This is a genomic window from Syntrophotalea sp., from assembly GCF_050253115.1.
Taxonomy (GTDB): domain Bacteria; phylum Desulfobacterota; class Desulfuromonadia; order Desulfuromonadales; family Syntrophotaleaceae; genus Syntrophotalea; species Syntrophotalea acetylenica.
Map to the genome: position 1 here is coordinate 16,233 of NZ_JBFWJQ010000011.1, position 22,156 is coordinate 38,388.

Consider the following 22,156-nt stretch of genomic DNA (forward strand, 5'->3'; position numbering starts at 1 on the left):
CACAGCCTGTGTCAACCATCTGCTGGCAAGGGGGTTAGCCATGTCTCGCAGCGCCACCATCGATCGACAGACCGGGGAGACCAACATCCATTTGAGCCTGACCCTCGACGGCCGGGGGGAAAGCCGTATCGACACGCCGGTTCCCTTTATGAACCACATGCTGACGTTGCTGTCCCGTCACGGTTTTTTCGACCTGACGGTTGCGGCCGAAGGCGATATCGAGGTCGACGACCACCACTCGGTGGAAGACCTGGGGATCTGTCTCGGGCAGGCGTTCGCCGCGGCCCTCGGCGATAAACGGGGCATCCGCCGTTACGGTGCCGCGACTGTCCCCATGGACGAGACCCTGGCCTCGGTGTGCCTCGATTTTTCGGGACGGGCCTGCCTGGTCTACAACATGGAACTTCCCAAAGCCAAGCTCGGTACCTTCGACGTGGAACTGGTCGAGGAGTTTTTTACCGCATTCTGTAACCACGCCGGGGCCAACGTGCACGTCAATCTGGTCTACGGCCGTAATCTGCACCACATGATCGAAGGCGTTTTCAAGGCCTTCGCGCGGGCATTGGACGAGGCTACCGGTGTCGATCCCCGCATCGAAGGGGTGCTGTCCACCAAAGGAAAGCTGTAACGGATGATTGTGATTGTCGATTACGGGATGGGCAATCTGCGCAGCGTGCAGAAAGGCTTCGAAAAGGTCGGCTTCGAGGCCCGGGTGACGGACGATCCGGCGGTCGTGGCCAGGGCCGACAGGCTGGTGCTGCCCGGCGTAGGCGCGTTTCGCGATTGCATGGACCAATTAACCAGCGGCGGCTTCGTCGAGCCGATTCTGCGGCATGTGGAATCCGGTCGGCCGTTCCTCGGCATCTGTCTGGGGCTGCAGCTGCTGTTTACCGAAAGCGAGGAGTTCGGCCATCACAAGGGGTTGAACATCGTCCCCGGACGGGTGGTGCGCTTCCCGGGGGACATGCGCTGCCGAAGCGAGGTGCTCAAGGTGCCGCACATGGGCTGGAACCAGATCGATATCCGCCGTCCGGCCCCTATTTTCAACGGGATCGAAAACGGCGAGTCGGTCTATTTCGTGCATTCCTATTATGTCGTGCCCGAGGATGACTCGGTGGTTGCCGCAACCACCGACTACGGTCGCACCTTTTGTACCGCCATCTGGCGGGACAACCTTATGGCGACCCAGTTTCATCCCGAAAAGAGCCAGCGGGTCGGCTTGAAAATCCTCAAAAACTTCGGAGAGTTATAATGATTGTCATCCCGGCTATCGATTTGAAGGAAGGGCGCTGCGTACGTCTCGAGCAGGGCCTTATGGAGAAGGATACGGTCTACAGCGACGATCCCGGCGCCCAGGCCCGCAGCTGGCAGGAGCAGGGCGGCGAATTGCTGCACATCGTCGATCTCGACGGCGCTTTTGCCGGCGTGCCGCGCAATCGTGACGCTATTCGCGCCATTGTCGACGCGGTTTCCATCCCCACCGAACTGGGAGGAGGGATCCGCGACCTGGCGACCATCGAGGCCTACCTGAAGCTCGGCATCGATCGGGTGATCCTCGGCACGGTTGCCAAGGAAAACCCGGATCTGGTGCGCGAGGCCTGCCGCCTGTTTTCCGGGCACATCGTGGTCGGCATCGATGCCCGCGACGGCCTGGTGGCGGTGCGCGGCTGGGCCGACGTGACCGAAAAACTGGCCAGCGAACTGGCCAGGGAGATGGAGGGCTTCGGCGTCGAGGCGATCATTTATACCGATATCTCCCGCGACGGCATGATGGGCGGTCCCAACCTGGAGGCGACCCGCGCCCTGGCCGAATCGATTGAGATCCCCGTTATTGCATCCGGCGGGGTGTCCTGTCTCGACGATATCGCGCGCCTGATGACCATTGAAAAGTACGGCGTGAGCGGCGTGATTACCGGCAAGGCTCTCTACACCGGCAGCCTCGATCTGCGCGAAGCCGTGGCGCTGACCAAGGGTAAAGCCTGATTCCGCGCCGATTTTGAGGATTCCGACAAAGCCTGCAATTTTGATCTTTGCCTATAAATTGAATCTTTACCGTGGAGAGCGCTGAGTCCACGGAGACGGGTCTTTGGTTTGAATGCTTCCTTTGCGACCTCAGTGGTCTCCGCGGTGCAAAATCCGGTTTTTCCCGGTTTTTGATCCAATTAATTAACCCGCAGCCCTTGTAATCGGGCCGCGGCGTTCTTATCTTGTGAAGGGCGAGTCATGCTGACGAAACGTATTATCCCCTGTCTCGATGTCAAGGACGGGCGGGTGGTCAAGGGAGTGCAGTTCCTCGAACTGCGCGATGCCGGCGACCCGGTTGAGGCCGCCGAAGCCTACGATGCCCAGGGCGCCGACGAACTGACCTTTCTCGACATCACCGCCTCCAGCGACAAGCGCAATATCATTCTCGATGTGGTGGCGCGCACCGCGGAGCGGGTGTTCATGCCCCTGACCGTCGGTGGCGGCATCCGTACCATCGACGATATCCGCAACCTGCTCAACGCCGGGGCCGACAAGGTATCCATCAATACGGAAGCGGTCAACAACCCCGCCTTCGTCAAGGAGGCGGCAGAGCGTTTCGGATCCCAATGCATCGTGGTGGCCATCGATGCCCGACGCGTTGCCGGCAGCGATCCGCAGCGCTGGGAAGTCTATATTCACGGTGGCCGCACGCCGACCGGCATCGATGCCATGGAGTGGGCGATGCGCATGGAGGCTTACGGCGCCGGCGAAATCCTGCTGACGTCCATGGACAAGGACGGCACCAAGGACGGCTACGATATTCCTCTGACCCGTGGCATCAGCGATCTGGTGAGTATCCCGGTCATCGCCTCCGGGGGCGTCGGCAATCTGGAGCATATCCATCAGGGACTGACCGAAGGCGGTGCCAGTGCTGCCCTCGCCGCCAGTATTTTTCACTTCCGCGAGTACACGATCCGCGAATGCAAGGAATATCTGCAGCAGCGCGGCGTGGCGGCGCGGCTGTAAGTGGGCGCTACGGCCGGGAGACAGAACCATGACCGATCTGAACAACATCACCTACGATGCCGCAGGACTCATCCCCGCGGTGGTGCGCTGCGCCGCCAGCGGCGAAGTGCTGATGCTTTCGCAGCTCAATGACCAGGCCCTGCGGCTGAGCCTGGAAACCGGCCTGCTGCATCGCTACTCGCGTTCCAGAAAGGCGCTGGTGGGTCCCGATGCCGGCAACGCCCAGCGGGTGAAGGAGATCCGCCTGAGCTGCTCCGGTGACAGCCTGCTGGTGTCGGTGGAGCAGGATGGCGAATCGCGCCATTGTTTCAAGACCGTGATTTTCGGACAGCAAGGCTCTCTGGCCGCGCCCCGGGGCGATATCCTGGAGCAGGTTTACCGGGTGGTGCTGGAGCGACGCGACAACCCGTCGCAGAAGTCCTATGTGGCTTCCCTGTTTGCCAAGGGCCTTGACAAGATTCTCGGCAAAATCGGCGAGGAAGCCACCGAGACCGCGGTGGCCGGCAAGGGTGGCAGCGCCGACGAAGTGGTTTACGAAGTCGCCGATCTGTTTTTTCACGTACTGGTACTGCTCGGTTATTACGATTTGCCGCCGGAGCGCGTCTATGCCGAATTGCGGCGGCGGTTCGGCCTGTCCGGCATCGAGGAAAAGGCCAGCCGCAAGGGGTGAAACACATCTTGCGCGCGGGCCGTGGCGGCAGGTGTGTGAGTCGAGGTCCCGAAATTGCCGGTTTCCGTTGACGTTTTTCATAAAAGGTGGGTCAGCATGAGTCTCAAACAACAGCTTAGCGATGCCATGAAATCAGCCATGAAGGCCAAGGACAGTCTGCGTCTCACAACCGTGCGCATGGTACTGGCGGCGGTCAAAAACCGCGAGATCGAGCAGCGCGGCGAGCTGGCCGACGAAGAGGTGGTCGGTGTCCTGTCTTCCCTGGTCAAACAGCGCAAGGAGTCGGTGCAGCTTTACAGGGAAGGCGGCCGCGCCGAATTGGCCGAAAAGGAAGAAGCCGAGTTGGCCATTCTGCAGGAATTCCTGCCGGCACCCCTCGCTGTTGAGGAAATCGCCTCCCTGATCGAACGGGCAGTGGCCGAGACCGGAGCCGCAGGCCCCCGCGACATGGGCAAGGTGATGAAGATCGTTTCCGCCGAAACCCGCGGCCGCGCCGACGGCAAGCTGGTCAGCGACATGGTCAGGGAGCGCCTCGCCCACGGATAATGCCTATGGAGGGTGTCGCATGAATGTTGTCGATATGGCCATACTCGCCGTTCTGGGCCTGTTCCTCGTCAAGGGGCTGGTGCGGGGCCTGCTCAAGGAACTCTGTTCCCTGCTCGGCCTGTTCGGCGGGTTGGCGGTCGCCATGCGGTTTCATCCCTACCTGGCTGAAGGCTTGCTCAAAACCTTTTCCATGCCGCGTCAGCTGGGCGTGATTATCGCGTTTGTCGCCCTGTTTTTACTGACGGCCTTGATTTTTGCGATAATCGGGTTTATTCTGTCACGTTTCGTCAAGTTGCTTTTTCTCGGAGGCTTCAACAGGGTTGCCGGTGGCCTGTTCGGACTGCTGCAGGGTGGAGCGATATTGATTCTGGTTCTGTACGGGCTGAGTCGCAGCCCGCTTCCCGAATCCGTGCAAAAACCCATGCTTCAGTCACGTCTGGCGCCGCCCCTTGTTGAAATGGGCGCCTCCCTGTTCCGCTACGGCGGGCCGGCCGATTCCGCGTCGGGAAGCGAGTCCTGAAACATTATGCAGGTCCATGGAGTTGATGAGCGAAGAAACCCTGCGGGTTCTCGAATACGATAAAGTTGTCCGACTGCTGGCCGGCCATGCCGTCACCGAGCCGGGACAGGAGCGGATTCTGGCTCTGCATCCGCTCGATAATCCGGCCCAGGTGATCGAAGCGCTGGCGGAGGTTGCCGAAATGGCGGCGCTTGTCGAGCAGCAGGGACGTCCACCCCTGGGTGGTTGTCGTGATCTGCGCCGCAGTTTGCGACGGCTGCATGCGGACGGCAGCTGGCTGCCGGCCGAAGATCTGCTGGCCGTACTGTCTTCAGTGGAAGCCGCGGCTGCTTGCCGTGGCTATTTTGCCGGGCAGTCCCGTGCTCCGAAACTGGGGCTGCTGGCTGCGGGGCTGGCGGCCTGCAACGCTCTGCAGCGGGAAATCCGCGCCAGTATCGGTAGTCACGGTGAAATTCTGGATAGCGCTTCCTTCGAACTCGGCGATCTGCGCCAGTCATCTCGGCAGTTGCGTGCCCGCATTCGCCGCAAACTCGAAGACATGCTGCATGCCGAAGCATTCAACGGCGTTTTTCAGGATACCATCGTCACCGAGCGCAACGGCCGTTATGTAGTACCGGTGCGTGCCGATCACCGTGGCCGCATCAAGGGGCTGATTCACGACGAGTCGGCCAGCGGACAGACCCTGTTTGTCGAACCGAACAGCGTGCTGGAGTGGAACAACGAACTGCAGGCGCTGCAGCGCGCCGAACAGCGGGAAGAAGAGCGCATTCTGCGGCGCCTGTCCGCCCTGGTGCGGGATCAGCGTGGGCCGCTGGAACACAACCAGAACTTGCTGGCGCTCTTCGATCTGCGGGGGGCGGCCGCCAGGTTCGGGCAGATGTGCGGCGCGGTCGTACCGCAAATCGTCGACCAGCCGCTGCTCGACCTGCGTGCCGCGCGGCATCCGTTACTGATGATCGGGCCGCATGGGGAGATCGATGCGGCCAGGGCTGTTCCGGTTGATCTGAAGCTCGGCCGGGATCGTCAGGTTCTGGTGATCAGCGGACCCAACACCGGTGGCAAGAGTGTTGCCCTGAAAACCATCGGTCTGCTGGTGCTCATGGTGCGCTCCGGCCTGCCGGTTCCCTGCGATGCGGACAGCCGGCTGTTTCTGTTTTCGTCGGTGCATGCCGATATTGGCGACGAGCAGAGTATCGAGCAGCAGCTTTCCACTTTTTCCGGGCATCTTGCCCGCCTGCGCCGGATTCTCGAGGCGGCGGGTCCCGGTACCCTGGTGTTGCTGGACGAGCTCGGTACAGGCACCGATCCCGCCGAGGGCGGTGCTCTGGCCATGGCCATCCTGGACCATCTGCGGAATGCGGGGGTGCGTGCGGTGGCCACGACCCATCTGAACCTGATCAAAGGCTATGCCGCCACCCGGGACGGCGTGGAAAATGCAGCGGTTGAATTCGATCCTGTCACGCTGCGGCCGACCTATCGATTGCATTACGGCATCCCCGGTGCCAGCCAGGCCTTTACCATCGCCCGTCGTCTCGGTTTGCCTGACGAAATCATGCGGTGCGCCGAGGATTACCTCGGAGACGGCGAAAAGGCCGGGCTGGAGCTGATGGAAAGGATCAATGCCCGGCAGCACGCCCTCGAACAGGAACTGGCCGAAGCCCGAAAATTGCGGGCGCGAGCCGAGCAGGAGCGGGCGCGGCGCAAAAAACTGCTGGATGATTTCGAGGCACAACGGCAGGCGCTGCTGGAAAAAGCCCGGCGTCGCGGCGATCAGCTGGTGCGCGATGCCGAACGCAAGATCAGGGATTTGCTGCAGCAGGCCCGGGAAACCGGACAGCAGGTGCCAGAGCAGGCCCGGTTGACCACCGAGATGCGCGCCGTGCGCGACGATCTGCATCGGGCGCAACCCGTGCCGCCGCACCGGGACCGTGCCCCGAAGTCGGTGACCGTCGGAGAGCTGGTACGCATCCCCACACTGCGCGCCGAAGGCGAAGTGGTGCGGGTACAGGGCGACGCCATCGAGATGACCGTGCAGGGCAAAAAGCTGCGCCTGCCGCTGGCGTCGCTGGAGGCCTTTCGTCCACGGCGGTTCGCGGTTCGTCAGAGTGGCGGCGCGGTGCGCGGCAGGGTGCAGCGTGATGCCTTCAGCCCGCGTCTGATGCTGGTCGGCAAGCGGGTCGACGAGGCTTTGCCGCTGCTGGAGCGGTTTGTGGATGATGCTCTGCTGCATGGCATGCCGGAACTGGAAATCGTGCACGGCTCCGGTGAAGGGGTGCTGCGCAAGGTGGTGCGGGAATTTCTCGCCGAACATCGCGAAGTGGCGGGATTCCATGCGGCGGACGTCGGGCAGGGCGGCGACAACGTGACGCTGGTGCAGTTGAGAAAGACATGACGGGCAGAATCGCGGAGGACAAGGTTGAGCAAATCCGCACGCGGGCCGATATCGTCGAGGTGATCTCGGATTACGTTTCGCTGAAACGTTCCGGCCGCAATCACGTCGGCCTGTGTCCGTTTCATGCGGAAAAGACGCCGTCTTTCAACGTCAATGCCGACCGGCAGATTTATCATTGTTTCGGTTGCGGTGTCGGCGGCGACGTGTTTGCCTTCCTGATGAATATCGAGGGTCTGAATTTCCCTGACGCCGTGCGGCGTCTCGGCGAACGTTACGGGATCGAGGTCGAGGAAGAGCAGGTTACTCCGGAGGAGGAGCGGCGGCGCGAAGAACGTGAACGGATGTTGCGGGTCGTTGAAGTGGCCTGTGATTTTTACCATCGGCTGCTGGTGGAAGATCCCCAGGGCAAGCCGGCCCGTGACTATTTGCGCCAGCGCGGATTCGATGGCGAGTTGGCCCGGCAGTTCCGCCTCGGATGGGCGCCCGGGGGGTGGGAAGCGCTGGCGAAGCACCTGCGAGCGAAGGGTTTTGATCCGGTCTGGGCACGGGACCGGCTCGGTCTGATCCGTGCCAGTCATGAACAGGGACGAGGCGATTACGATCTGTTCCGGGCCCGGCTGCTGTTTCCGATTTTCGACGAGCGAGGTCGGGCCGTGGCCTTCGGCGGACGTCTTCTGCAGGGCAGCGGGCCCAAATATATCAATTCCCCCGAATCGCCTATTTACCATAAAAGCCGGGTCCTGTACGGACTCTGCCAGGCGCGGGACGCCATGCGCCAAAGCGGTGACGCTATCGTGGTGGAGGGCTATTTCGATCAGATGGCCCTGTATCGGGCGGGGTTCTGCAATGCCGTGGCCACCTGCGGTACGGCTCTGACCGCGGAGCATGTACGGTTGCTCAAGCGTTTCGCCGACCGTGTGCTGCTATTGTTTGATCAGGATGATGCCGGTCGCAAGGCGACCGTTCGCGCCATGGACGTGCTGTTGCCCGAAGGGCTGCAGACCATGGTGGTGACCCTGGATGCCGGTGAGGATCCTGATTCCTTTCTGTGCAAGCACGATGCGGATGACATGCGCGAACGGCTGGCGGCGGCACGTCCGGCGCTGGAAATGTTCATGGCCCAGACCCTGGAGGAGCACGGGGCCGGGATCGAAAACCGGGCCAGGGCGGTGGAAAAGATTCTCGCCAGACTGCGACTGTTGCCGGGCGACATCGAAAGGGACCTTTATCTGAAGGAGCTGGCCTCCCGAACCGGGCTGGATGAAGCGCTGCTGCGTCGCAAGGTGCGACCCGTGGCGCAGCCCAGCGTGCCGCCGCGCGTCTCAGTGGTCACCGCGCGGCCACCGGCGGCGGTAGATTCCCGGGCGGTTGCGGCGGCGCCGAGCGTGGCGCTCAAGGCGCAGCGGATTCTGCTGCGGCTGCTGCTCAGTTACGAGGTGGCCCGGGACGAAGCCCGGCGCATCGGGATCGATGAGTTGTTCGATGCGGGGGATATGCACCTGCTTGCCGAACGGGCCGTCGCCCTTCCGGCGGAAAACGCTCCGCTCGAGGAAAAAATGCGAATTGATGACCTGGACGCGACCCAGCAGGGGCTGCTTTCGGGTATCCTGATAGAAGACGAAGGACTGTATGCGGAAAATTCCGACGAGCTTTTCCAGCAGTGCCGCGAAACGGTGAAGAAAGAGCGCATGAAGCAGCGGTTACAGCAACTGCAGGGGCTGATGCGCGAGGCCGAAAGAGGTCAGGATTTCAGTGGACTGGCAAACTGGCAGCGTGAATTTCAGGAATTGACGCGCAGACTCAAAGGGTAATTTTCCAAATCGGTACTTAACAAACCGATGACTTCCAATATTTGCAGGAAGTCCAGAGGAGAACATCGAGAATGGCCAAGAAGCATGGCATGGAAGAAGTGCAGCAGCTTATCGATATGGGCAAGGAAAAAGGTTACCTTACCTATGATGAGGTGAACGATTATCTTCCGGAAAGCGTTGTTTCTTCCGACCAGCTGGACGATGTCATGAGCCTGTTCGGGGAAATGGACATCGAGGTGGTCGATTCGGAGCAAAAGGTGTCTCTGCCCCAGACCCAGGGGGAAGGTGATGAAGAAGGCGGCGAATCCGGAGAGGAAGAGGAAACCGAATACGAAGCCGGGACCCTGGGACGGACCAGCGATCCGGTGCGCATGTATCTGCGCGAGATGGGACAGGTTTCCCTGTTGACCCGTGAGGGCGAAGTCGAGATTGCCAAGCGCATCGAGGAAGGTGAGGCGCTGGTTGCCAGGGTGATCATGAAGACGCCCATCGCCTTTCGCGAAGTGATCCGCCTGGGTGAAAAACTCGCCAGGGAACAGATTGGCGTGGCCGAGATCACCAAGGAGTACGAAGAGGAAGAGGGCGCCGATGCCGAAGGGGTGCAGCGGGAGCGCATTCTGGGGCTGGTGGAAAAGATCCGTCAGCATAACGAGCAGCTCATGGAGCTGCGCCAGCGGCTGGCTGACTGTGGGGACCGTCAGCAACGCAACGCACTGCGTACCCAAATCGGAGATATCAAGCTCGTCATCAGCGAGTTGATGCGTGAAATCCGCCTGAAGGACTTTCAGGTTGACAAGATTGTCGACCGACTCAAGGAGATGGCGCAGCAGGTCAAGAAAGGACTTTCCGAGGTGCAGGCCTGCGAGGATGAGCTTAAGCAGCCTCACAAGGAAATCAAGCGGTTGCTGCGGCGCATGCGCAAAAGCGACGAGGAAGCGCACCGCATCTCGCAGGAGCTGAATGTCCCCGTCGATACCCTGCTTTCGGTGGAAAAGCGTCTCAAGGGCGCGCAGCGCAAGTTCAACCGTGTCGAGGAGGAATCAGGTTTCGCACCGGAGGAGCTGCTGGAGTCCCTCAAGGAAGTGCAGAAGGGCGAGTGGCGCGCCAAGGCGGCCAAGAGCGAACTGGTCGAGGCCAACTTGCGGCTGGTGGTTTCCATCGCCAAGAAATACACCAATCGCGGCTTGCAGTTTCTGGATCTGATTCAGGAAGGCAACATCGGCCTGATGAAAGCCGTCGACAAGTTCGAATATCAGCGCGGTTACAAATTTTCCACCTATGCGACCTGGTGGATCAGGCAGGCCATTACCCGCGCCATTGCCGATCAGGCGCGCACCATCCGCATCCCGGTGCATATGATTGAAACCATCAACAAACTGATCCGTACCAGCCGTCAACTGGTGCAGGAGATGGGGCGTGAACCGGTGCCCGAGGAAATTGCCGAGCGCATGGAATTGCCGCTGGAAAAGGTGCGGCGGGTGCTCAAGATCGCCAAGGAGCCGATCAGCCTCGAAACGCCCATCGGTGAGGAAGAGGATTCTTCCCTGGGGGATTTTATCGAGGACAAGGGCGTGGTGTCGCCGCTGGAGGCGGTCATCAAGAGCAACCTGTCGGATCAGACGGCGCGGGTGCTGGCATCGCTGACACCGCGGGAAGAGAAGGTTCTGCGCATGCGGTTCGGTATCGGCGAAAAATCCGATCATACCCTGGAAGAGGTCGGGCAGGACTTCGCCGTTACCCGTGAACGCATTCGCCAGATCGAGGCCAAGGCGCTGCGCAAACTGCGTCACCCCAGCCGCGCCAAGCGGCTGAAGAGTTTCGTGGAAACCACTTGACACGATGAATCCGAAATTTTAAACTGATGGACTGTTCCGGGCCTATAGCTCAGTTGGTAGAGCCACCGGCTCATAACCGGTTGGTCCCAGGTTCGAATCCTGGTGGGCCCACCACTCGGATGGGTGATGAGGCGAGAACTCACGAATACATACAGTACCACCCCTGCTACCGAAGAGTGCAACGATAGAGTTGCACTCTTCTTTTTTCAAACTGGCTGCTTATGAAGGAATGCACCGTTCGCGTACAAGATCTGCTTGGCTTGCTGAACCGCCTGTATCCGCCGGCTTTGGCCGAAAGCTGGGACAATGTCGGCCTGCAGGCCGGGGATCCCGCAGCCCCGGTGCGTCGCGTCCTGGTCTGTCTGGATGTCTGTGAAGCGGCTCTGGATCGGGCGTTGCAGGCCGGAGCCCAGGTCATTGTCAGCCACCACCCGGCGATCTTCCAGCCCTTGAAACGCATCAGCGCCGCCGATGAAACCGGGCGCCTGCTGATGCGGGCGATTCGTGAAGGGGTTGCCATTATCAGCGCCCACACCAATCTCGATTGCGCGACAAACGGTCTCAACGATTGGCTCGCTGCGATTCTCGGCATCGAAAAAACCACGCCGCTGAAAGCCTGCGGCGGCACCCTGTTCAAGCTCGCGGTTTACGTTCCCAGAGGCTACGAGGAACGGGTGGCCTCGGCGCTTTTCGAGGCCGGCGCCGGAACCGTCGGCGATTACGACCGCTGTTCCTTCCGCGTTGATGGCACCGGCACTTTTCGCTCCGGACAGGACTGCCGGCCATTTATCGGCCAACCGGGCAGCATGGAGCAGGTCGCCGAGGTTCGCATCGAAACCGTTCTGACGCCCGAGGTGCAGGCCCGTGCCATTCAGCGCATGCTCAAGGCCCATCCCTACGAGGAGGTGGCCTACGATCTGGTGCCGCTGGCCAACCAGCGCCCGGATGTCGGACTCGGTCGCATCGGTTATCTGGCGGGTTCCGCCACCCTCGGCAGCTTTGCCCGGAATGTCAAGCTCGGCCTGGGGGTTCCGCATCTTCGTGTTGTCGGAGATTTGGAGCAACAGGTGGCCAAGGTTGCCGTGTGCGGAGGCAGCGGCGCTTCTCTGCTGGGTGAAGCCGTCCGGCAGGGCGCCGATGTGCTGGTCACCGGTGACGTGAAATACCACGAGGCGCTCGTGGCCCGTTCCGGCAGGGTGGCACTGATCGATGCCGGCCATTTCGGTACGGAACATATCATGGTCAAGCACCTGGCCGCAGCGTTGCGCGAGGCCGCTGCGGAACGGCGCATGACCGTGGAATTCGAAGAACTCGGGGGGGAGCAGGATCCGTTTGTTACGGTCTGATCCCCCCTTTTTATTGGTAGACGGCAGTAAAAAAGGTATTACCGGAGAACCAGGGAGGCAACAACGTGCACGAACAAATAGAACTTCTCAGGGCTTTGCAGGAACTCGACCGTGAATTGAATGGCATCCGTCAGGAACGCCGCAACCTGGAGAAGGAACAAGCGGATCTGGAAAGTGAAAAGCTGCGCATACAGGCCATGGTGGATAGCCTGGATGAGGAGATAAGCGGCTTTCAGAGCCAGATAGAAGAACTTCATCAGGGGTTGGCTCAGGAAGATGTCCACGTCAGGCGCTCAGAAGACCGGTTGCCGGAGATCAAAACCCAGAAGGAATATCTGGCGGTGCTCAAGGAGATCGATGCCACCAAAAAGATGACCAAGGATCTGACCGCGCAATGCGATGAAAAATTGGCTCGCATCGCCGATCTCCAGGCTGAAAAAGAGGAAAAGCTCGGTCAGCTGGAAGAACTCAAGGCCCGCTCCGAGGCGCGCGGTAATGAGATTACCGAAGCTCTCGGCGCCTGTGATAAAATGCTTGAGGAAAAGGCCGGTCAGCGCAGCACGCATTTCGATCCGCTCCCCAAGCAACTTCAGAAGCGCTATGCCCTGCTTATGGAGCGGCGTGGCGGAGTGGCTGTTGTGGAAGCGCGTGACGGCAACTGCACCGGCTGTCACATGCACCTGCCGCCGCAGCTGTTCAACAGCCTGTTCCTGGAGCCGCAGATTCAGAGTTGCCCCCATTGCAACCGGCTGCTGTTCGTGACCGGGCGAGAAGACTGACAATTACCATGGGATGGTCAAAGAAAGCCAGGTGATCGCCGGCCTGCCCCGCTGAGGCGGAGGTGGGCGGGAGGAAAGTCCGGGCTCCGCAGGGCAGGATGGTTCCTAACGGGAACCGGGGGCGACCCCAGGGAAAGTGCCACAGAAAGTAAACCGCCCGCAACGCCTCGGCAAGGCGGGTAAGGGTGAAACGGTGAGGTAAGAGCTCACCAGTTCCGGCGGTGACGCCGGAAGCTCGGTAAACCCCATCCGGAGCAAGGCCAAATAGGGAAGTGTTTGAGGGCGGCCCGCCCGAGACTTCCGGGTTGGCTGCTTGAGGCCGCCGGCGACGGCGGTCCTAGAGGAATGATCATCGCCCTGCATGCGGGTAACCGGTGCGGGGAACAGGACCCGGCTTACGGCTCTCTTTGGCCATCCTTTTTTATCCCGACCATGTTTCAGAAAACCGGGACAGCGGCACGGGCCAACGGCACCGTGCCGCTTGACGTTGGAGCCTGATGATTCAGCAACGACACCAACTGTGGCAACGCACCCTGCGCTCCGTCGCAGCGGACTTTCAAGCCCTTGGAGATGAACAGCGGTCATGGATCGGCGAGGCGGTGCGCCGCATCGGCCGCGGCCAGCAGCAGCTGCACGCGCTGTTTCTGGCCGCCGACGGGCCTTCCCTGTGCAGCCGCTGTCAAGGCGCCTGCTGTGCCTGCGGTACCCATCATTTCACCCTGGTCAATCTTCTCGCCTGGCTGGCCGAAGGCTTGTCCCCCCCCGACCCCGACTTTGCCCTGACCTGCCCTTTTCTCGCAGCCGATGGCTGCCGCCTGGCCGTTGACAAACGCCCGTTCAATTGCGTCATTTTTCTGTGTGAACAGGTGTGGGAGCGCCTGACGCCGGTGCAGCAGCAACAGGCCCGGCAGCTGGAAGACATGCTGCGGCGGCAATACCTGGCCTTCAGCCAGCGCTTCGCGGGCGCCAGCCCGCATGGCCTGCTGATCCGTGCGGAGCGTCTGAACGGGCAGGGCTTGCTTGCGGCACCGGGTTCGCAGGCATCCGCGTCGGATTGCGGCGCCTGATTCTGTCTTTACGGAGGATTGTATTTCATGGATATCCACTTCAAGCAGCCCAACGGCCGGCTCGATGAACTGGTGCAGGAACTGGTGGATCTTGCCGGTGTGCATCATCCCGGGATTGTCAGGGAGATGCTGTTGGCCACCCTCTCCGCCGGTCAGGAAATCGATTATCTGGCCGATCTGAAGCTGATGCGCACCACCCTGAAGGAAATGAGCTTTACCAACCGCCTGTTCGGCGCCCACCGGGAGCGCAAGAAGGTTACCATATTCGGCTCCGCCCGCACCGGCAGGGAAGCGCCGATTTACCAGAAATGCGTGAGCTTTGCGCGGCTCCTGGCGGACAAGGGCTACATGGTGATAACCGGCGGCGGCGGCGGCATCATGCAGGCCGGCAACGAAGGCGCCGGCGCCGAAAATTCCTTTGCCGTCAACATCCGCCTGCCCCATGAACAGGAAACCAACCCGGTGATGAGCCAGAGCCCCAATGTCATCACCTATAAATACTTCTTTAACCGTAAAGTGGCTTTCCTCAAAGAGGCTGCCGCCGTGGCCCTGTTTCCCGGCGGATTTGGCACCCTCGACGAAGCCATGGAAACCCTTACCCTGATGCAGACCGGCAAAAATCCGCCGATTCCACTGGTGCTCATCGATAGTGACGAGGGTGATTACTGGGAGCGGGTGTTGAGTTTCATGAAAGACCCGCTGCTCAAGGCGGGTCTGATTTCCGGCGAGGATTTCAGCCTTTTCTCCATCACCCGCGATCCGGCCGAGGCGGTGGCCATCATCGATGCTTTTTACCGGGTCTACCATTCCATGCGGTTTGTCGGCAAGACCCTGGTCATCCGCCTCAATAAACCGCTGTCGCGGGAACAGATCGAGACGCTGGAGGACGAATTCCCCGAAATCAAGGAGCCCGACTGCCATTTGCAACAAACCGGGCCGCTGCCTGCCGAGAAGGATCAGCCCGATCTGCTGCCGCTGCCGCGTCTATCCTTCGAGTTCAACCGGCGCAGTTACGGCCTGCTGCTGGCATTTATCCGGCGACTGAATACCTTTTGAGCCGGCCGATCCCGCGCGAAGGAAAGGAAAAGCCCATGACCAGACATTCCCACTGTTCGTTCTGCGGCCATCCGTTTATCGAGAATCAGCCCTGGCCCCGGACCTGCAGCAACTGCGGCCAGATCAGCTTTCTCAACCCGCTGCCGGTGGTGGTGATGCTGCTGCCCGTCGATGACGGCCTGCTGCAGATCCGTCGCGGCATCGAGCCGGGCCTCGGCAAGTGGGCCTTTCCCGGGGGCTACGTCAATCTCGGTGAAACCTGGCAGGAAGCCGGTGCCCGGGAGGTGCTGGAGGAGACCCATGTAACGCTGGACCCCGGGGAAATCCGCGAGTTCCGGGTGCGCAGCGCCCGGGACGGGACGCTGCTTATTTTCGGTCTTTCGGCGCCGCGCCGCGCGGCGGATCTGCCCGATTTCGTTCCGACCGACGAAACCACCGAGCGCGCTGTGCGGACCGCCCTGACCGGCATGGCCTTCCAGCTGCATGCCGAGGCCGGCATGGCCTATTTTTCCCGCCGGGAATACTGAAACCGATCCGTTAGCGGGCGGCACCGTCCGGTGCCGCACCGCCGCGCCTTTCTCAGGCTGTTTCAGGGGCCTTGCCGAAGAGCCGGTCGGTAAGTCTGACGTACCATGCCGCCGCCTGGACCTGTACGATATAGGCCATGGCGATAATAATGGCGATTTCCGCCCCCTTATCCCGAAAAACCGTCATGGCGATGGCCAGCGCGATGCTCAGGTTGCGCATCACCGTGCCATAGACCAGGGCAATGGCTTCACCCCGTGGAAAGTACAGTTTCCCCACCACCGTGCTCAGCAGGAAGTTGATCAGATACAAAAGGACCAGCGGTGCCAGATAACCCAGCAGCATGCCGGGGTTGCCGAGGATGCTGCCGGATTTGAGCGCCATGGCGACAAATACAATGCCGAGCACGCCTGCGGTGGACAGCATGGGAAATTTCTTCTTCAGGTCACGCTGGTAAGCCTCCTGCCCGTAGCGGCGGATCAGCCATTTCTGCGTAAGGTAACCCAGCACCATGGGCACAAAAACGATAAGGATGATCTGCTTGAAGACATCGAGCAGCGGGATTTCGATCACGGTCCCCATCAGCCATTTGGCATAAAACGGCGTGGCAATGGATCCCGCCACCAGACCGATGACCGTCATTTTGATGGCGGCATTGATGTCCCCGCCGGCAAACCCGGTCCAGGTGATGGTCATGCCGCTGGTCGGCAGCAGTGCCGCAAGCAGCAGGCCGAGCACCACCATCGGCTGGCCGGGGAAAAACCAGCGGCCCAGAAAGAAAGCCACGAAGGGAATAATGGCGAAATTAATGATCTGCGTCACCAGTTGACAGCGCTGACCTTCCCTGGAAAAAACCTTGTCGATCTGCAGGTTGACCATCATGGGATAAACCATCAGAAAGGTCAGGGGGATGATGCTCCCCTTGAGGGGAGATGCGTCCAGAAACCGGCCATACAAAAGCCCGGCAATCATCATGGCGGGAATGGTCCAGATCAGGTTTTTTTGCAGGTAAGACAGAATCTTCCACATAAATCCTCCTTGAAACGACCGCTGGGAAACCACGTGCCTAAAAGATATGAATATATCTATAATACAATCATGGAACCTGACAAGCGATTTTTTGTTCTGCTGTCGTGTATTGGATCCCAGCGCGGGCGGATCGTCCCGATCCGTGCCAAGATCCTTGCCCCCGGTCGGCTAACGGGCCTATAATCTGCGCATCTATTTTAACAGGCGTCCATCCGGAATTCAGGGATGAAAACACACTGACGAGGCGTGCATGGAAGACACACGGAACGATTCGGAAGAAATCAATGACCAAACGGCAAACGATGACATGGAGGATTTCGCCGCGCTGCTGGAGCAGAGCCTGCTCGGCGCCCGGGAACTGAAGCCCGGCCAGAAAATCGAGGCAACGGTGTTGCAGGTTGGCTCCCAGTGGGTGTTTCTCGATGTCGGCCAAAAAGGCGAGGGGGTGCTGGATATCCGCGAACTTCAGGATGCAGAAGGCAAGGCGACGGTTGCGGTTGGCGACAGATTGCCGGTTTATTTTCTGTCCGGAGCCGGCGGTGAATTGCGCTTTACCACCCGGCTCGGCCAGGGTGCCGCCGGCGCGGCCCAGATCGAGGAGGCCTGGCGCAGCGGCATTCCGGTGGAAGGCCGCCTGGAAAAGGAGGTCAAAGGTGGCTTCGAGGTGCGCCTGGCCGGCGGCATGCGGGCTTTCTGTCCCTTTTCCCAACTGGGGATGCGCCGGGATGCGGATGCCGAGATACCGGTTGGCCAGAGCCTTTCCTTCAAGGTGATGCAGTTCGGTGAACAGGGGCGCAATGTCGTCGTATCCCACCGGGCCCTGATGGAAGAGGAACGGGCGCGCCAGCGCGAGAGTCTGCGGGAAACCCTCAAGGAGGGGATGGTGGTCCAGGGTACGGTCACGGCCCTGCGGGAGTTCGGCGCTTTTGTCGATATCGGCGGGCTGGAAGGCTTGCTGCCGATTTCCGAAATCAGTTACGGGCGGGTCGAAAATATCGGTGAAGCGCTGCATGTCGGGCAGCAGTTGCAGCTGGCGGTAAAAAAGCTCGACTGGGAGGCGGGGCGCTTTTCCTTCAGTCTCCGCGATACCCAGGCCGATCCCTGGAGCAAGGTCGGCACGCTTTACGCCGAGGGCTCCGTACATACCGGCACAGTGGTGCGGCTTGTTCCTTTTGGCGCGTTCGTGGCTCTTGAGGAAGGCATCGACGGCTTGATCCACATCTCCAAACTCGGGGCGGGGCGCCGTATCAGCCATCCCCGCGAAGTGCTGGAGGTCGGTCAGCAGCTGCTGGTGACCGTCGAGCAGATCGACCGCGAACAGCGTCGCATTGCCCTGGCGCCCACCGCGGCCGGCGCCGAAAGCGCCGCGCCGAAGAACTACGTCGAAAAGCCCGGCGGCGGCTCCATGGGCACCTTCGGGGAGTTGCTCAAGGGCAAATTCGAGAAGAAGGGGAAGAAGCGATAGGTACGCGGATCGCGGGACGGGAAAAACAGGTATAAAAGGCGAGCGGCCCCCGGTAGGATTCTTCCGGGGGCCGCTCGATTTTCAGATAATTTCCACCAGCTCGATATCGAAGGTCAGCTCTTCGCCCGCCAGGGGATGGTTGGCGTCGAAAGTGACGGTCGTGTCGGTAAGGTCGACGACGGTGACCGCCACGCTTTCGTCGTCCTCGTCGGCCAGCTCCAGTTCCATGCCGACTTCCGGCTGCATGTCGTCGGGCAGCTGGCTGCGCTCGATGGTAAAGACGCATTCGTCATCGTAGTCGCCGAAAGCATCCTCCGGACTGACCACGATCTTTTTCTTCTCGCCCGGCGCCATACCGACCAGAGCCTCCTCCACGGGAACGAAAAACTCTTCGTTGCCGATCACCAGTTCGTAAGGGGCATTTTCGTCGCCGCAGTCTCCGCACTGGCACGAGCTGTCGCCGGTCGTGGTGTCGAAGACGCTGCCGTCGTCGAGCCGGCCGGTAAAGTGAATTTTAACGCGATCGCCTTGTTTTGCCTGGGCCATGATTTTATCCTTCCCGTTAAGGGGTAGCAGTTTAAAGAAACGGTACCTGGACCGGCGGCCGATGGGCCATGGGGCTGTGAGCCGGCGGCGAAGGCCGTCGGAAAAAGGGGTGATACAACTATTGACGGTATCCCGTCAAGAAAAAAGTTATGGTTTTTCGCCGATGTAGGCAAAGCGCGGCAGGCTTTGCCCATCTGTTTCGACCGTTTCGCAAAAGTTCGCCAGGGGGCGTATCCAGACGCCCATGTCGCCGTAAAGGGCCCGGTAGACCACGAACCATTCTTCGGTTTCGCTGTGCCGCGCAATGTCCAGCACTTCGTAGAGGTTGCCCTTGAAGTGGCGGTAGATGCCTTTCGGGAGCATTTTTTTATCCCCAGGTGACTGTTGGTTTGTAACGAGACAGGGCGGATTTGCGAGATTCTGCTCCCCAAGCCTATTCCTTCAGACGGATGCCGTTGTCGAGCAGCTCGATGCGCCCGGTCTTGTAGAGGCCGCCGACGGCTTTTTTGAAGGCTTTTTTGCTCATGCCGAGCTGCTTCCGGATAAGCTCCGGGGGGCTGTTGTCATGCAGGGGCAAAAAGCCGCTTTTGCCCAGGGCCTCCAGCAGGATCCCCACCGCGCGGTCGGTGCCGGCCTTGCCGGCGCGGTGCAGGGTGACGTCGACCTTGCCGTCGGTGCGGAGGCTTTTGACAAAGCCTTTGAGCCGGTCGCCGGGCTTCATTTCCGGCTGCACTTCGCTGCGGTAGAGCAGTGCGCTGTAGCGGTGCTCGACAATGACCTTGGCGCCGAGGTCGGTAAACTGCCAGATCAGCATGCTGACCGGCTGGCCTTCCTCCAGTTCGATGTTGTCCCGTTCCAGCCAGCGGTCGATGCGGCCGCTGGCGAAGCAGCGGCCCTGGTCGTCAAGGCAGACCCGCACCATGTAATACTGGCCCTGTTTCATACGTTTGGGCTGCTCGCTGAAAGGCACCAGCAGCTCCTTCTCCATGCCCCACTCCAGAAAAGTGCCGCTCTGGTCGGCGGTGTTGACCCGTAGCAGGGCGAATTCGCCGACCTGGGCCAGTGGCTGGCGCAGGGTCGCCAGCGGTGCGCCGGCGTGCAGGTAGACGAATACCTCCACGGGGGTGCCGGGGCGCGCGTTTTCAGGCACCTGGCGCGACGGCAGCAGGATCGGCTCCTCGCCGGTCCGCAGCCAGGCGCCGCGCTGGTCGATATAGTCGATGGTCAGGGTCTGGGCCCGGCCGATTTCCAACATAGCTGATCTCCTGTGATATTTTCCTGCTCCGGAAAACATCTAAAACCGAATATTTTTCAAGCATGCGCAAAAATGCGTCTGAAAGCAAGCCCGGACAAAACAGCAAGGGGCCGCAGTCGCGGCCCCCTGGCATCTGGCAGCAGTGAAATGCCGGATCAGTCCAGCAGCTCGGCAATCTTCGCGGCCATGCCGGTGTAGCTTGCCGGGGTCATGTCCAGCAGGCGCTGCTTGTCGTCGGCCGCCAGCTCCAGACCTTCGACAAAGGCGCGGATGGTATCGCGGTCGATGGCGTGGCCGCGGGTCAGCTCCTTGAGCTTTTCGTAAGGTTTCTCGATGCCGGCCTTGCGCATCACCGTCTGGATCGGTTCGGCCAGCACCTCCCAGGCGTGGTCCAGGTCCGCAGCCAGCTTGTGCTCGTTGAGCTTGAGTTTGCCCAGACCCTTGAGGGTCGAGCGGTAGGCGATCATGCTGTAGCCGAAGCCCACGCCCATGTTGCGCAGTACCGTCGAGTCGGTCAAATCGCGCTGCAGGCGTGACACCGGCAGTTTGGCCGACAGGTGGCTGAAGATGGCGTTGGCCAGCCCGCAGTTGCCTTCCGAGTTTTCGAAATCGATGGGGTTGACCTTGTGCGGCATGGTCGAGGAACCGACTTCGCCGGCTATGGTTTTCTGGCCGAAATAGGCCATGGAGATGTAGGTCCAGATGTCGCGGTTCAGATCGATGAGGATGGTGTTCCAGCGCGCCAGGGCGTCGAACAGTTCGGCCATGTAGTCGTGCGGCTCGATCTGGGTGGTGAACATGTTCTGGGTCAGGCCCAGCTCGCCTTCGATGACCCGCTGCGCCAGCGCCGGCCAGTCGACCTGCGGATAGGCCGACAGGTGCGCGTTGAAGTTGCCTACCGCGCCGTTGAGTTTGCCGAGAATCTCCACCTGCGCAATGTTGCCGCTCTGCTTGCGCAGCCGCGCGGCGAATACCGCCAGCTCCTTGCCAATGGTGGTGGGCGAAGCGGTCTGCCCGTGGGTGCGGGCCAGCATCGGCAACGCCTTGTACTGATCGGCCAGCTTCTTGAGGAACGCGATGATCTCACCCTGCAAAGGGGTGAGCGCGGCCAGGCCGTCCTTGAGCATCAGCGCGTGCGAGAGGTTGTTGATGTCCTCCGAGGTGCAGGCGAAGTGCAGAAACTCCGATATCTCCTCCAGCGAAGTGCCGGCGATCTTTTCCTTCAGGTAGTACTCCACCGCCTTCACGTCGTGGTTGGTCACCGCCTCGATCTTCTTGATCCGTTGCGCTTCCTCCGGCGTGAAATCCTTCACGATGGCGCGCAGGGTTTGTTCCTCTTCGGGCGTTACCGTGCGGCACTCGGGGATCCCCGGTTCGGCGCACAGCGCCAGCAGCCACAGCACCTCCACCTTCACCCGGTTGCGCAGCAGCGCGTATTCGGAAAAACAGTCCGTCAGCACGGAAACCTTCGATGCATAACGCCCGTCCAGCGGGCTGATAGCCGTAATCATGGCAATCTCCTTGATTTTGAATAATCCTGCACTATAAACGCAGCGGCCCGATACTGCAAGGTTCTTTGGCTGTTTCAGGGACTTTGTCGTGAATCTCCAGCAATCTTGGATTTTACGGATTAAATAATATTGACAGAAAGAGTTGGGAGCGCTACAAAAAAGTGCCGTTTAATTTTTTTCAATAAACATCTTCTTCCATGAAGTTCGCCATCCGGCCGAAATGGGCGAACCGGAGATCAATGCGTTTCTTGCGCATCTGGCAGTAAAGCACAACGTAGGCGCTTCCACCCAGAACCAGGCATTGTCGGCCTTGCTGTTTTTATATCGTTACGTCATCGGTCGCGAAGTCTGCGATCTCGGAGCGGTTATCCGGGTGCGAAAACCCAGGAGACTTCCCGTGGTCTTGACCCGCGACGAAGTCAGGACGATTCTCGGTGGCCTGGGAGGCTGTCGGACTATCCATGCGCCGAATGCAAATTCGGCTGTATGGCCCATATTTCAGCTCCTTTTCGGCCCATAGCTACGGCTATGAACCTTCAAACGAGCTCAGTGTCCATCCGGAAACTCCGGATGGCTACAGCGTAGTTTTCATATGGGAAACAAGCAATTTTTCGTTGTGGCAAGGAAATCAAGGGGTTGTGCGGAGGCGTACATCGGTACGCCGCACAAGCAAGCCTGCGGATTGACGCCGCCACGGCGGAAAAGGGCCGTTTCCGGATGAAAACGAGCTAAAATCTGATCTCAAACATCCAAATTTTTGCTTCTACCGGGATAATCCGACAGGCTCCTGGCAGCCAGTTGTTTTATCCGGG

At 60.4% G+C, this 22,156-nt stretch carries 22 protein-coding genes, 1 tRNA gene and 1 other RNA gene; 19 read left to right on the top strand and 5 right to left on the bottom strand.

Features of this window, described 5'->3' with window-relative positions; all coding sequences use genetic code 11:
* Positions 1 to 40: 40 nt before the first annotated feature.
* The 17 genes from hisB to AB7E65_RS02510 all read left to right on the top strand — a co-directional run bounded on the left by hisB (position 41) and on the right by AB7E65_RS02510 (position 15,540).
* Complete coding sequence (gene hisB / locus AB7E65_RS02430; RefSeq protein ID WP_428745201.1) at positions 41 to 628, top strand: imidazoleglycerol-phosphate dehydratase HisB; 588 nt, start codon at positions 41 to 43, stop codon at positions 626 to 628.
* Between the two features lie 3 nt (positions 629 to 631).
* Complete coding sequence (gene hisH / locus AB7E65_RS02435; RefSeq protein ID WP_072286227.1) at positions 632 to 1,252, top strand: imidazole glycerol phosphate synthase subunit HisH; 621 nt, start codon at positions 632 to 634, stop codon at positions 1,250 to 1,252.
* On the top strand, positions 1,252 to 1,983 hold the full coding sequence (hisA, locus tag AB7E65_RS02440) for a 1-(5-phosphoribosyl)-5-[(5-phosphoribosylamino)methylideneamino]imidazole-4-carboxamide isomerase (protein WP_072286226.1): 732 nt from the start codon (positions 1,252 to 1,254) through the stop codon (positions 1,981 to 1,983). Before hisH ends, hisA begins: the two co-directional genes overlap by 1 nt.
* A 240-nt stretch (positions 1,984 to 2,223) precedes the next feature.
* Positions 2,224 to 2,991, top strand: coding sequence for an imidazole glycerol phosphate synthase subunit HisF (gene hisF, locus AB7E65_RS02445; protein ID WP_072286225.1), 768 nt, complete (start codon positions 2,224 to 2,226; stop codon positions 2,989 to 2,991).
* Between the two features lie 28 nt (positions 2,992 to 3,019).
* The gene (locus AB7E65_RS02450) at positions 3,020 to 3,661 is read left to right on the top strand and encodes a phosphoribosyl-ATP diphosphatase (protein ID WP_428745202.1); all 642 of its coding nucleotides are present in this window, start codon (positions 3,020 to 3,022) and stop codon (positions 3,659 to 3,661) included.
* A gap of 96 nt (positions 3,662 to 3,757) precedes the next feature.
* On the top strand, positions 3,758 to 4,207 hold the full coding sequence (locus AB7E65_RS02455; RefSeq protein ID WP_072286223.1) for a GatB/YqeY domain-containing protein: 450 nt from the start codon (positions 3,758 to 3,760) through the stop codon (positions 4,205 to 4,207).
* A 19-nt stretch (positions 4,208 to 4,226) separates the two neighbouring features.
* Positions 4,227 to 4,727 carry a CvpA family protein gene (locus AB7E65_RS02460; RefSeq protein ID WP_072286222.1) on the top strand — a complete coding sequence of 167 codons (501 nt, stop codon included), beginning with the start codon at positions 4,227 to 4,229 and terminating at the stop codon, positions 4,725 to 4,727.
* A 25-nt stretch (positions 4,728 to 4,752) separates the two neighbouring features.
* Positions 4,753 to 7,119 (top strand): endonuclease MutS2, encoded by a 2,367-nt coding sequence (locus AB7E65_RS02465; RefSeq protein ID WP_072286221.1) that lies wholly within the window; start codon positions 4,753 to 4,755, stop codon positions 7,117 to 7,119.
* On the top strand, positions 7,116 to 8,930 hold the full coding sequence (gene dnaG, locus AB7E65_RS02470) for a DNA primase (protein ID WP_320361162.1): 1,815 nt from the start codon (positions 7,116 to 7,118) through the stop codon (positions 8,928 to 8,930). Before AB7E65_RS02465 ends, dnaG begins: the two co-directional genes overlap by 4 nt.
* Positions 8,931 to 9,001: 71 nt before the next feature.
* Complete coding sequence (rpoD, locus tag AB7E65_RS02475; RefSeq protein WP_072286219.1) at positions 9,002 to 10,765, top strand: RNA polymerase sigma factor RpoD; 1,764 nt, start codon at positions 9,002 to 9,004, stop codon at positions 10,763 to 10,765.
* Between the two features lie 38 nt (positions 10,766 to 10,803).
* Positions 10,804 to 10,879 (top strand) — tRNA-Ile (locus AB7E65_RS02480).
* A gap of 107 nt (positions 10,880 to 10,986) precedes the next feature.
* The gene (locus AB7E65_RS02485; protein ID WP_428745203.1) at positions 10,987 to 12,111 is read left to right on the top strand and encodes a Nif3-like dinuclear metal center hexameric protein; all 1,125 of its coding nucleotides are present in this window, start codon (positions 10,987 to 10,989) and stop codon (positions 12,109 to 12,111) included.
* Between the two features lie 65 nt (positions 12,112 to 12,176).
* Entirely contained in the window at positions 12,177 to 12,890 is a 714-nt protein-coding gene (locus AB7E65_RS02490; protein ID WP_072286218.1) for a zinc ribbon domain-containing protein, read from the top strand.
* A gap of 19 nt (positions 12,891 to 12,909) precedes the next feature.
* Positions 12,910 to 13,303, top strand: an RNA gene (rnpB, locus tag AB7E65_RS02495) — RNase P RNA component class A.
* Between the two features lie 84 nt (positions 13,304 to 13,387).
* Positions 13,388 to 13,957, top strand: coding sequence for a hypothetical protein (locus AB7E65_RS02500; protein ID WP_072286217.1), 570 nt, complete (start codon positions 13,388 to 13,390; stop codon positions 13,955 to 13,957).
* A gap of 27 nt (positions 13,958 to 13,984) precedes the next feature.
* On the top strand, positions 13,985 to 15,013 hold the full coding sequence (locus AB7E65_RS02505; protein ID WP_072286216.1) for a TIGR00730 family Rossman fold protein: 1,029 nt from the start codon (positions 13,985 to 13,987) through the stop codon (positions 15,011 to 15,013).
* A gap of 35 nt (positions 15,014 to 15,048) precedes the next feature.
* Complete coding sequence (locus AB7E65_RS02510) at positions 15,049 to 15,540, top strand: NUDIX domain-containing protein (RefSeq protein ID WP_428745204.1); 492 nt, start codon at positions 15,049 to 15,051, stop codon at positions 15,538 to 15,540.
* 52 nt (positions 15,541 to 15,592) lie between these two features.
* Here the strand turns inward: AB7E65_RS02510 and AB7E65_RS02515 are convergent, their stop codons facing one another.
* On the bottom strand, positions 15,593 to 16,567 hold the full coding sequence (locus AB7E65_RS02515) for an arsenic resistance protein (protein WP_072286214.1): 975 nt from the start codon (positions 16,565 to 16,567) through the stop codon (positions 15,593 to 15,595).
* Positions 16,568 to 16,817: 250 nt separating this feature from the next.
* Between AB7E65_RS02515 and rpsA the strand changes: the two genes are divergently transcribed.
* A complete protein-coding gene (gene rpsA / locus AB7E65_RS02520; protein WP_428745205.1) occupies positions 16,818 to 18,032 on the top strand; it encodes a 30S ribosomal protein S1 in 1,215 nt (404 codons plus the stop codon).
* 81 nt (positions 18,033 to 18,113) lie between these two features.
* Here rpsA and AB7E65_RS02525 read toward each other — a convergent pair whose 3' ends face one another.
* The 4 genes from AB7E65_RS02525 to purB form a co-directional block, all read right to left on the bottom strand.
* On the bottom strand, positions 18,114 to 18,578 hold the full coding sequence (locus tag AB7E65_RS02525; protein WP_428745206.1) for an FKBP-type peptidyl-prolyl cis-trans isomerase: 465 nt from the start codon (positions 18,576 to 18,578) through the stop codon (positions 18,114 to 18,116).
* Between the two features lie 147 nt (positions 18,579 to 18,725).
* Entirely contained in the window at positions 18,726 to 18,941 is a 216-nt protein-coding gene (locus AB7E65_RS02530; RefSeq protein ID WP_428745207.1) for a DUF1653 domain-containing protein, read from the bottom strand.
* Positions 18,942 to 19,011: 70 nt separating this feature from the next.
* A complete protein-coding gene (locus tag AB7E65_RS02535; protein ID WP_428745208.1) occupies positions 19,012 to 19,833 on the bottom strand; it encodes a CvfB family protein in 822 nt (273 codons plus the stop codon).
* Between the two features lie 155 nt (positions 19,834 to 19,988).
* Positions 19,989 to 21,344, bottom strand: coding sequence for an adenylosuccinate lyase (gene purB, locus AB7E65_RS02540; RefSeq protein WP_072286209.1), 1,356 nt, complete (start codon positions 21,342 to 21,344; stop codon positions 19,989 to 19,991).
* A 187-nt stretch (positions 21,345 to 21,531) separates the two neighbouring features.
* On the opposite strand from purB, the gene AB7E65_RS02545 reads away from it, so the two are divergent.
* Entirely contained in the window at positions 21,532 to 21,864 is a 333-nt protein-coding gene (locus AB7E65_RS02545; protein WP_428745209.1) for a phage integrase N-terminal SAM-like domain-containing protein, read from the top strand.
* The last annotated feature ends 292 nt before the right edge of the window (positions 21,865 to 22,156 follow it).

What these genes read in the sequence shown, in the direction of transcription:
- hisB (WP_428745201.1), top strand. Translation starts at nt 41, where the DNA reads ATGTCTCGCAGCGCCACCATCGATCGACAGACCGGGGAGACCAACATC.
- hisH (WP_072286227.1), top strand. Translation starts at nt 632, where the DNA reads ATGATTGTGATTGTCGATTACGGGATGGGCAATCTGCGCAGCGTGCAG.
- hisA (WP_072286226.1), top strand. Translation starts at nt 1,252, where the DNA reads ATGATTGTCATCCCGGCTATCGATTTGAAGGAAGGGCGCTGCGTACGT.
- hisF (WP_072286225.1), top strand. Translation starts at nt 2,224, where the DNA reads ATGCTGACGAAACGTATTATCCCCTGTCTCGATGTCAAGGACGGGCGG.
- AB7E65_RS02450 (WP_428745202.1), top strand. Translation starts at nt 3,020, where the DNA reads ATGACCGATCTGAACAACATCACCTACGATGCCGCAGGACTCATCCCC.
- AB7E65_RS02455 (WP_072286223.1), top strand. Translation starts at nt 3,758, where the DNA reads ATGAGTCTCAAACAACAGCTTAGCGATGCCATGAAATCAGCCATGAAG.
- AB7E65_RS02460 (WP_072286222.1), top strand. Translation starts at nt 4,227, where the DNA reads ATGAATGTTGTCGATATGGCCATACTCGCCGTTCTGGGCCTGTTCCTC.
- AB7E65_RS02465 (WP_072286221.1), top strand. Translation starts at nt 4,753, where the DNA reads ATGAGCGAAGAAACCCTGCGGGTTCTCGAATACGATAAAGTTGTCCGA.
- dnaG (WP_320361162.1), top strand. Translation starts at nt 7,116, where the DNA reads ATGACGGGCAGAATCGCGGAGGACAAGGTTGAGCAAATCCGCACGCGG.
- rpoD (WP_072286219.1), top strand. Translation starts at nt 9,002, where the DNA reads ATGGCCAAGAAGCATGGCATGGAAGAAGTGCAGCAGCTTATCGATATG.
- AB7E65_RS02485 (WP_428745203.1), top strand. Translation starts at nt 10,987, where the DNA reads ATGAAGGAATGCACCGTTCGCGTACAAGATCTGCTTGGCTTGCTGAAC.
- AB7E65_RS02500 (WP_072286217.1), top strand. Translation starts at nt 13,388, where the DNA reads ATGATTCAGCAACGACACCAACTGTGGCAACGCACCCTGCGCTCCGTC.
- AB7E65_RS02505 (WP_072286216.1), top strand. Translation starts at nt 13,985, where the DNA reads ATGGATATCCACTTCAAGCAGCCCAACGGCCGGCTCGATGAACTGGTG.
- AB7E65_RS02510 (WP_428745204.1), top strand. Translation starts at nt 15,049, where the DNA reads ATGACCAGACATTCCCACTGTTCGTTCTGCGGCCATCCGTTTATCGAG.
- AB7E65_RS02515 (WP_072286214.1), bottom strand. Translation starts at nt 16,567, where the DNA reads ATGTGGAAGATTCTGTCTTACCTGCAAAAAAACCTGATCTGGACCATT.
- rpsA (WP_428745205.1), top strand. Translation starts at nt 16,818, where the DNA reads ATGGAAGACACACGGAACGATTCGGAAGAAATCAATGACCAAACGGCA.
- AB7E65_RS02525 (WP_428745206.1), bottom strand. Translation starts at nt 18,578, where the DNA reads ATGGCCCAGGCAAAACAAGGCGATCGCGTTAAAATTCACTTTACCGGC.
- AB7E65_RS02530 (WP_428745207.1), bottom strand. Translation starts at nt 18,941, where the DNA reads ATGCTCCCGAAAGGCATCTACCGCCACTTCAAGGGCAACCTCTACGAA.
- AB7E65_RS02535 (WP_428745208.1), bottom strand. Translation starts at nt 19,833, where the DNA reads ATGTTGGAAATCGGCCGGGCCCAGACCCTGACCATCGACTATATCGAC.
- purB (WP_072286209.1), bottom strand. Translation starts at nt 21,344, where the DNA reads ATGATTACGGCTATCAGCCCGCTGGACGGGCGTTATGCATCGAAGGTT.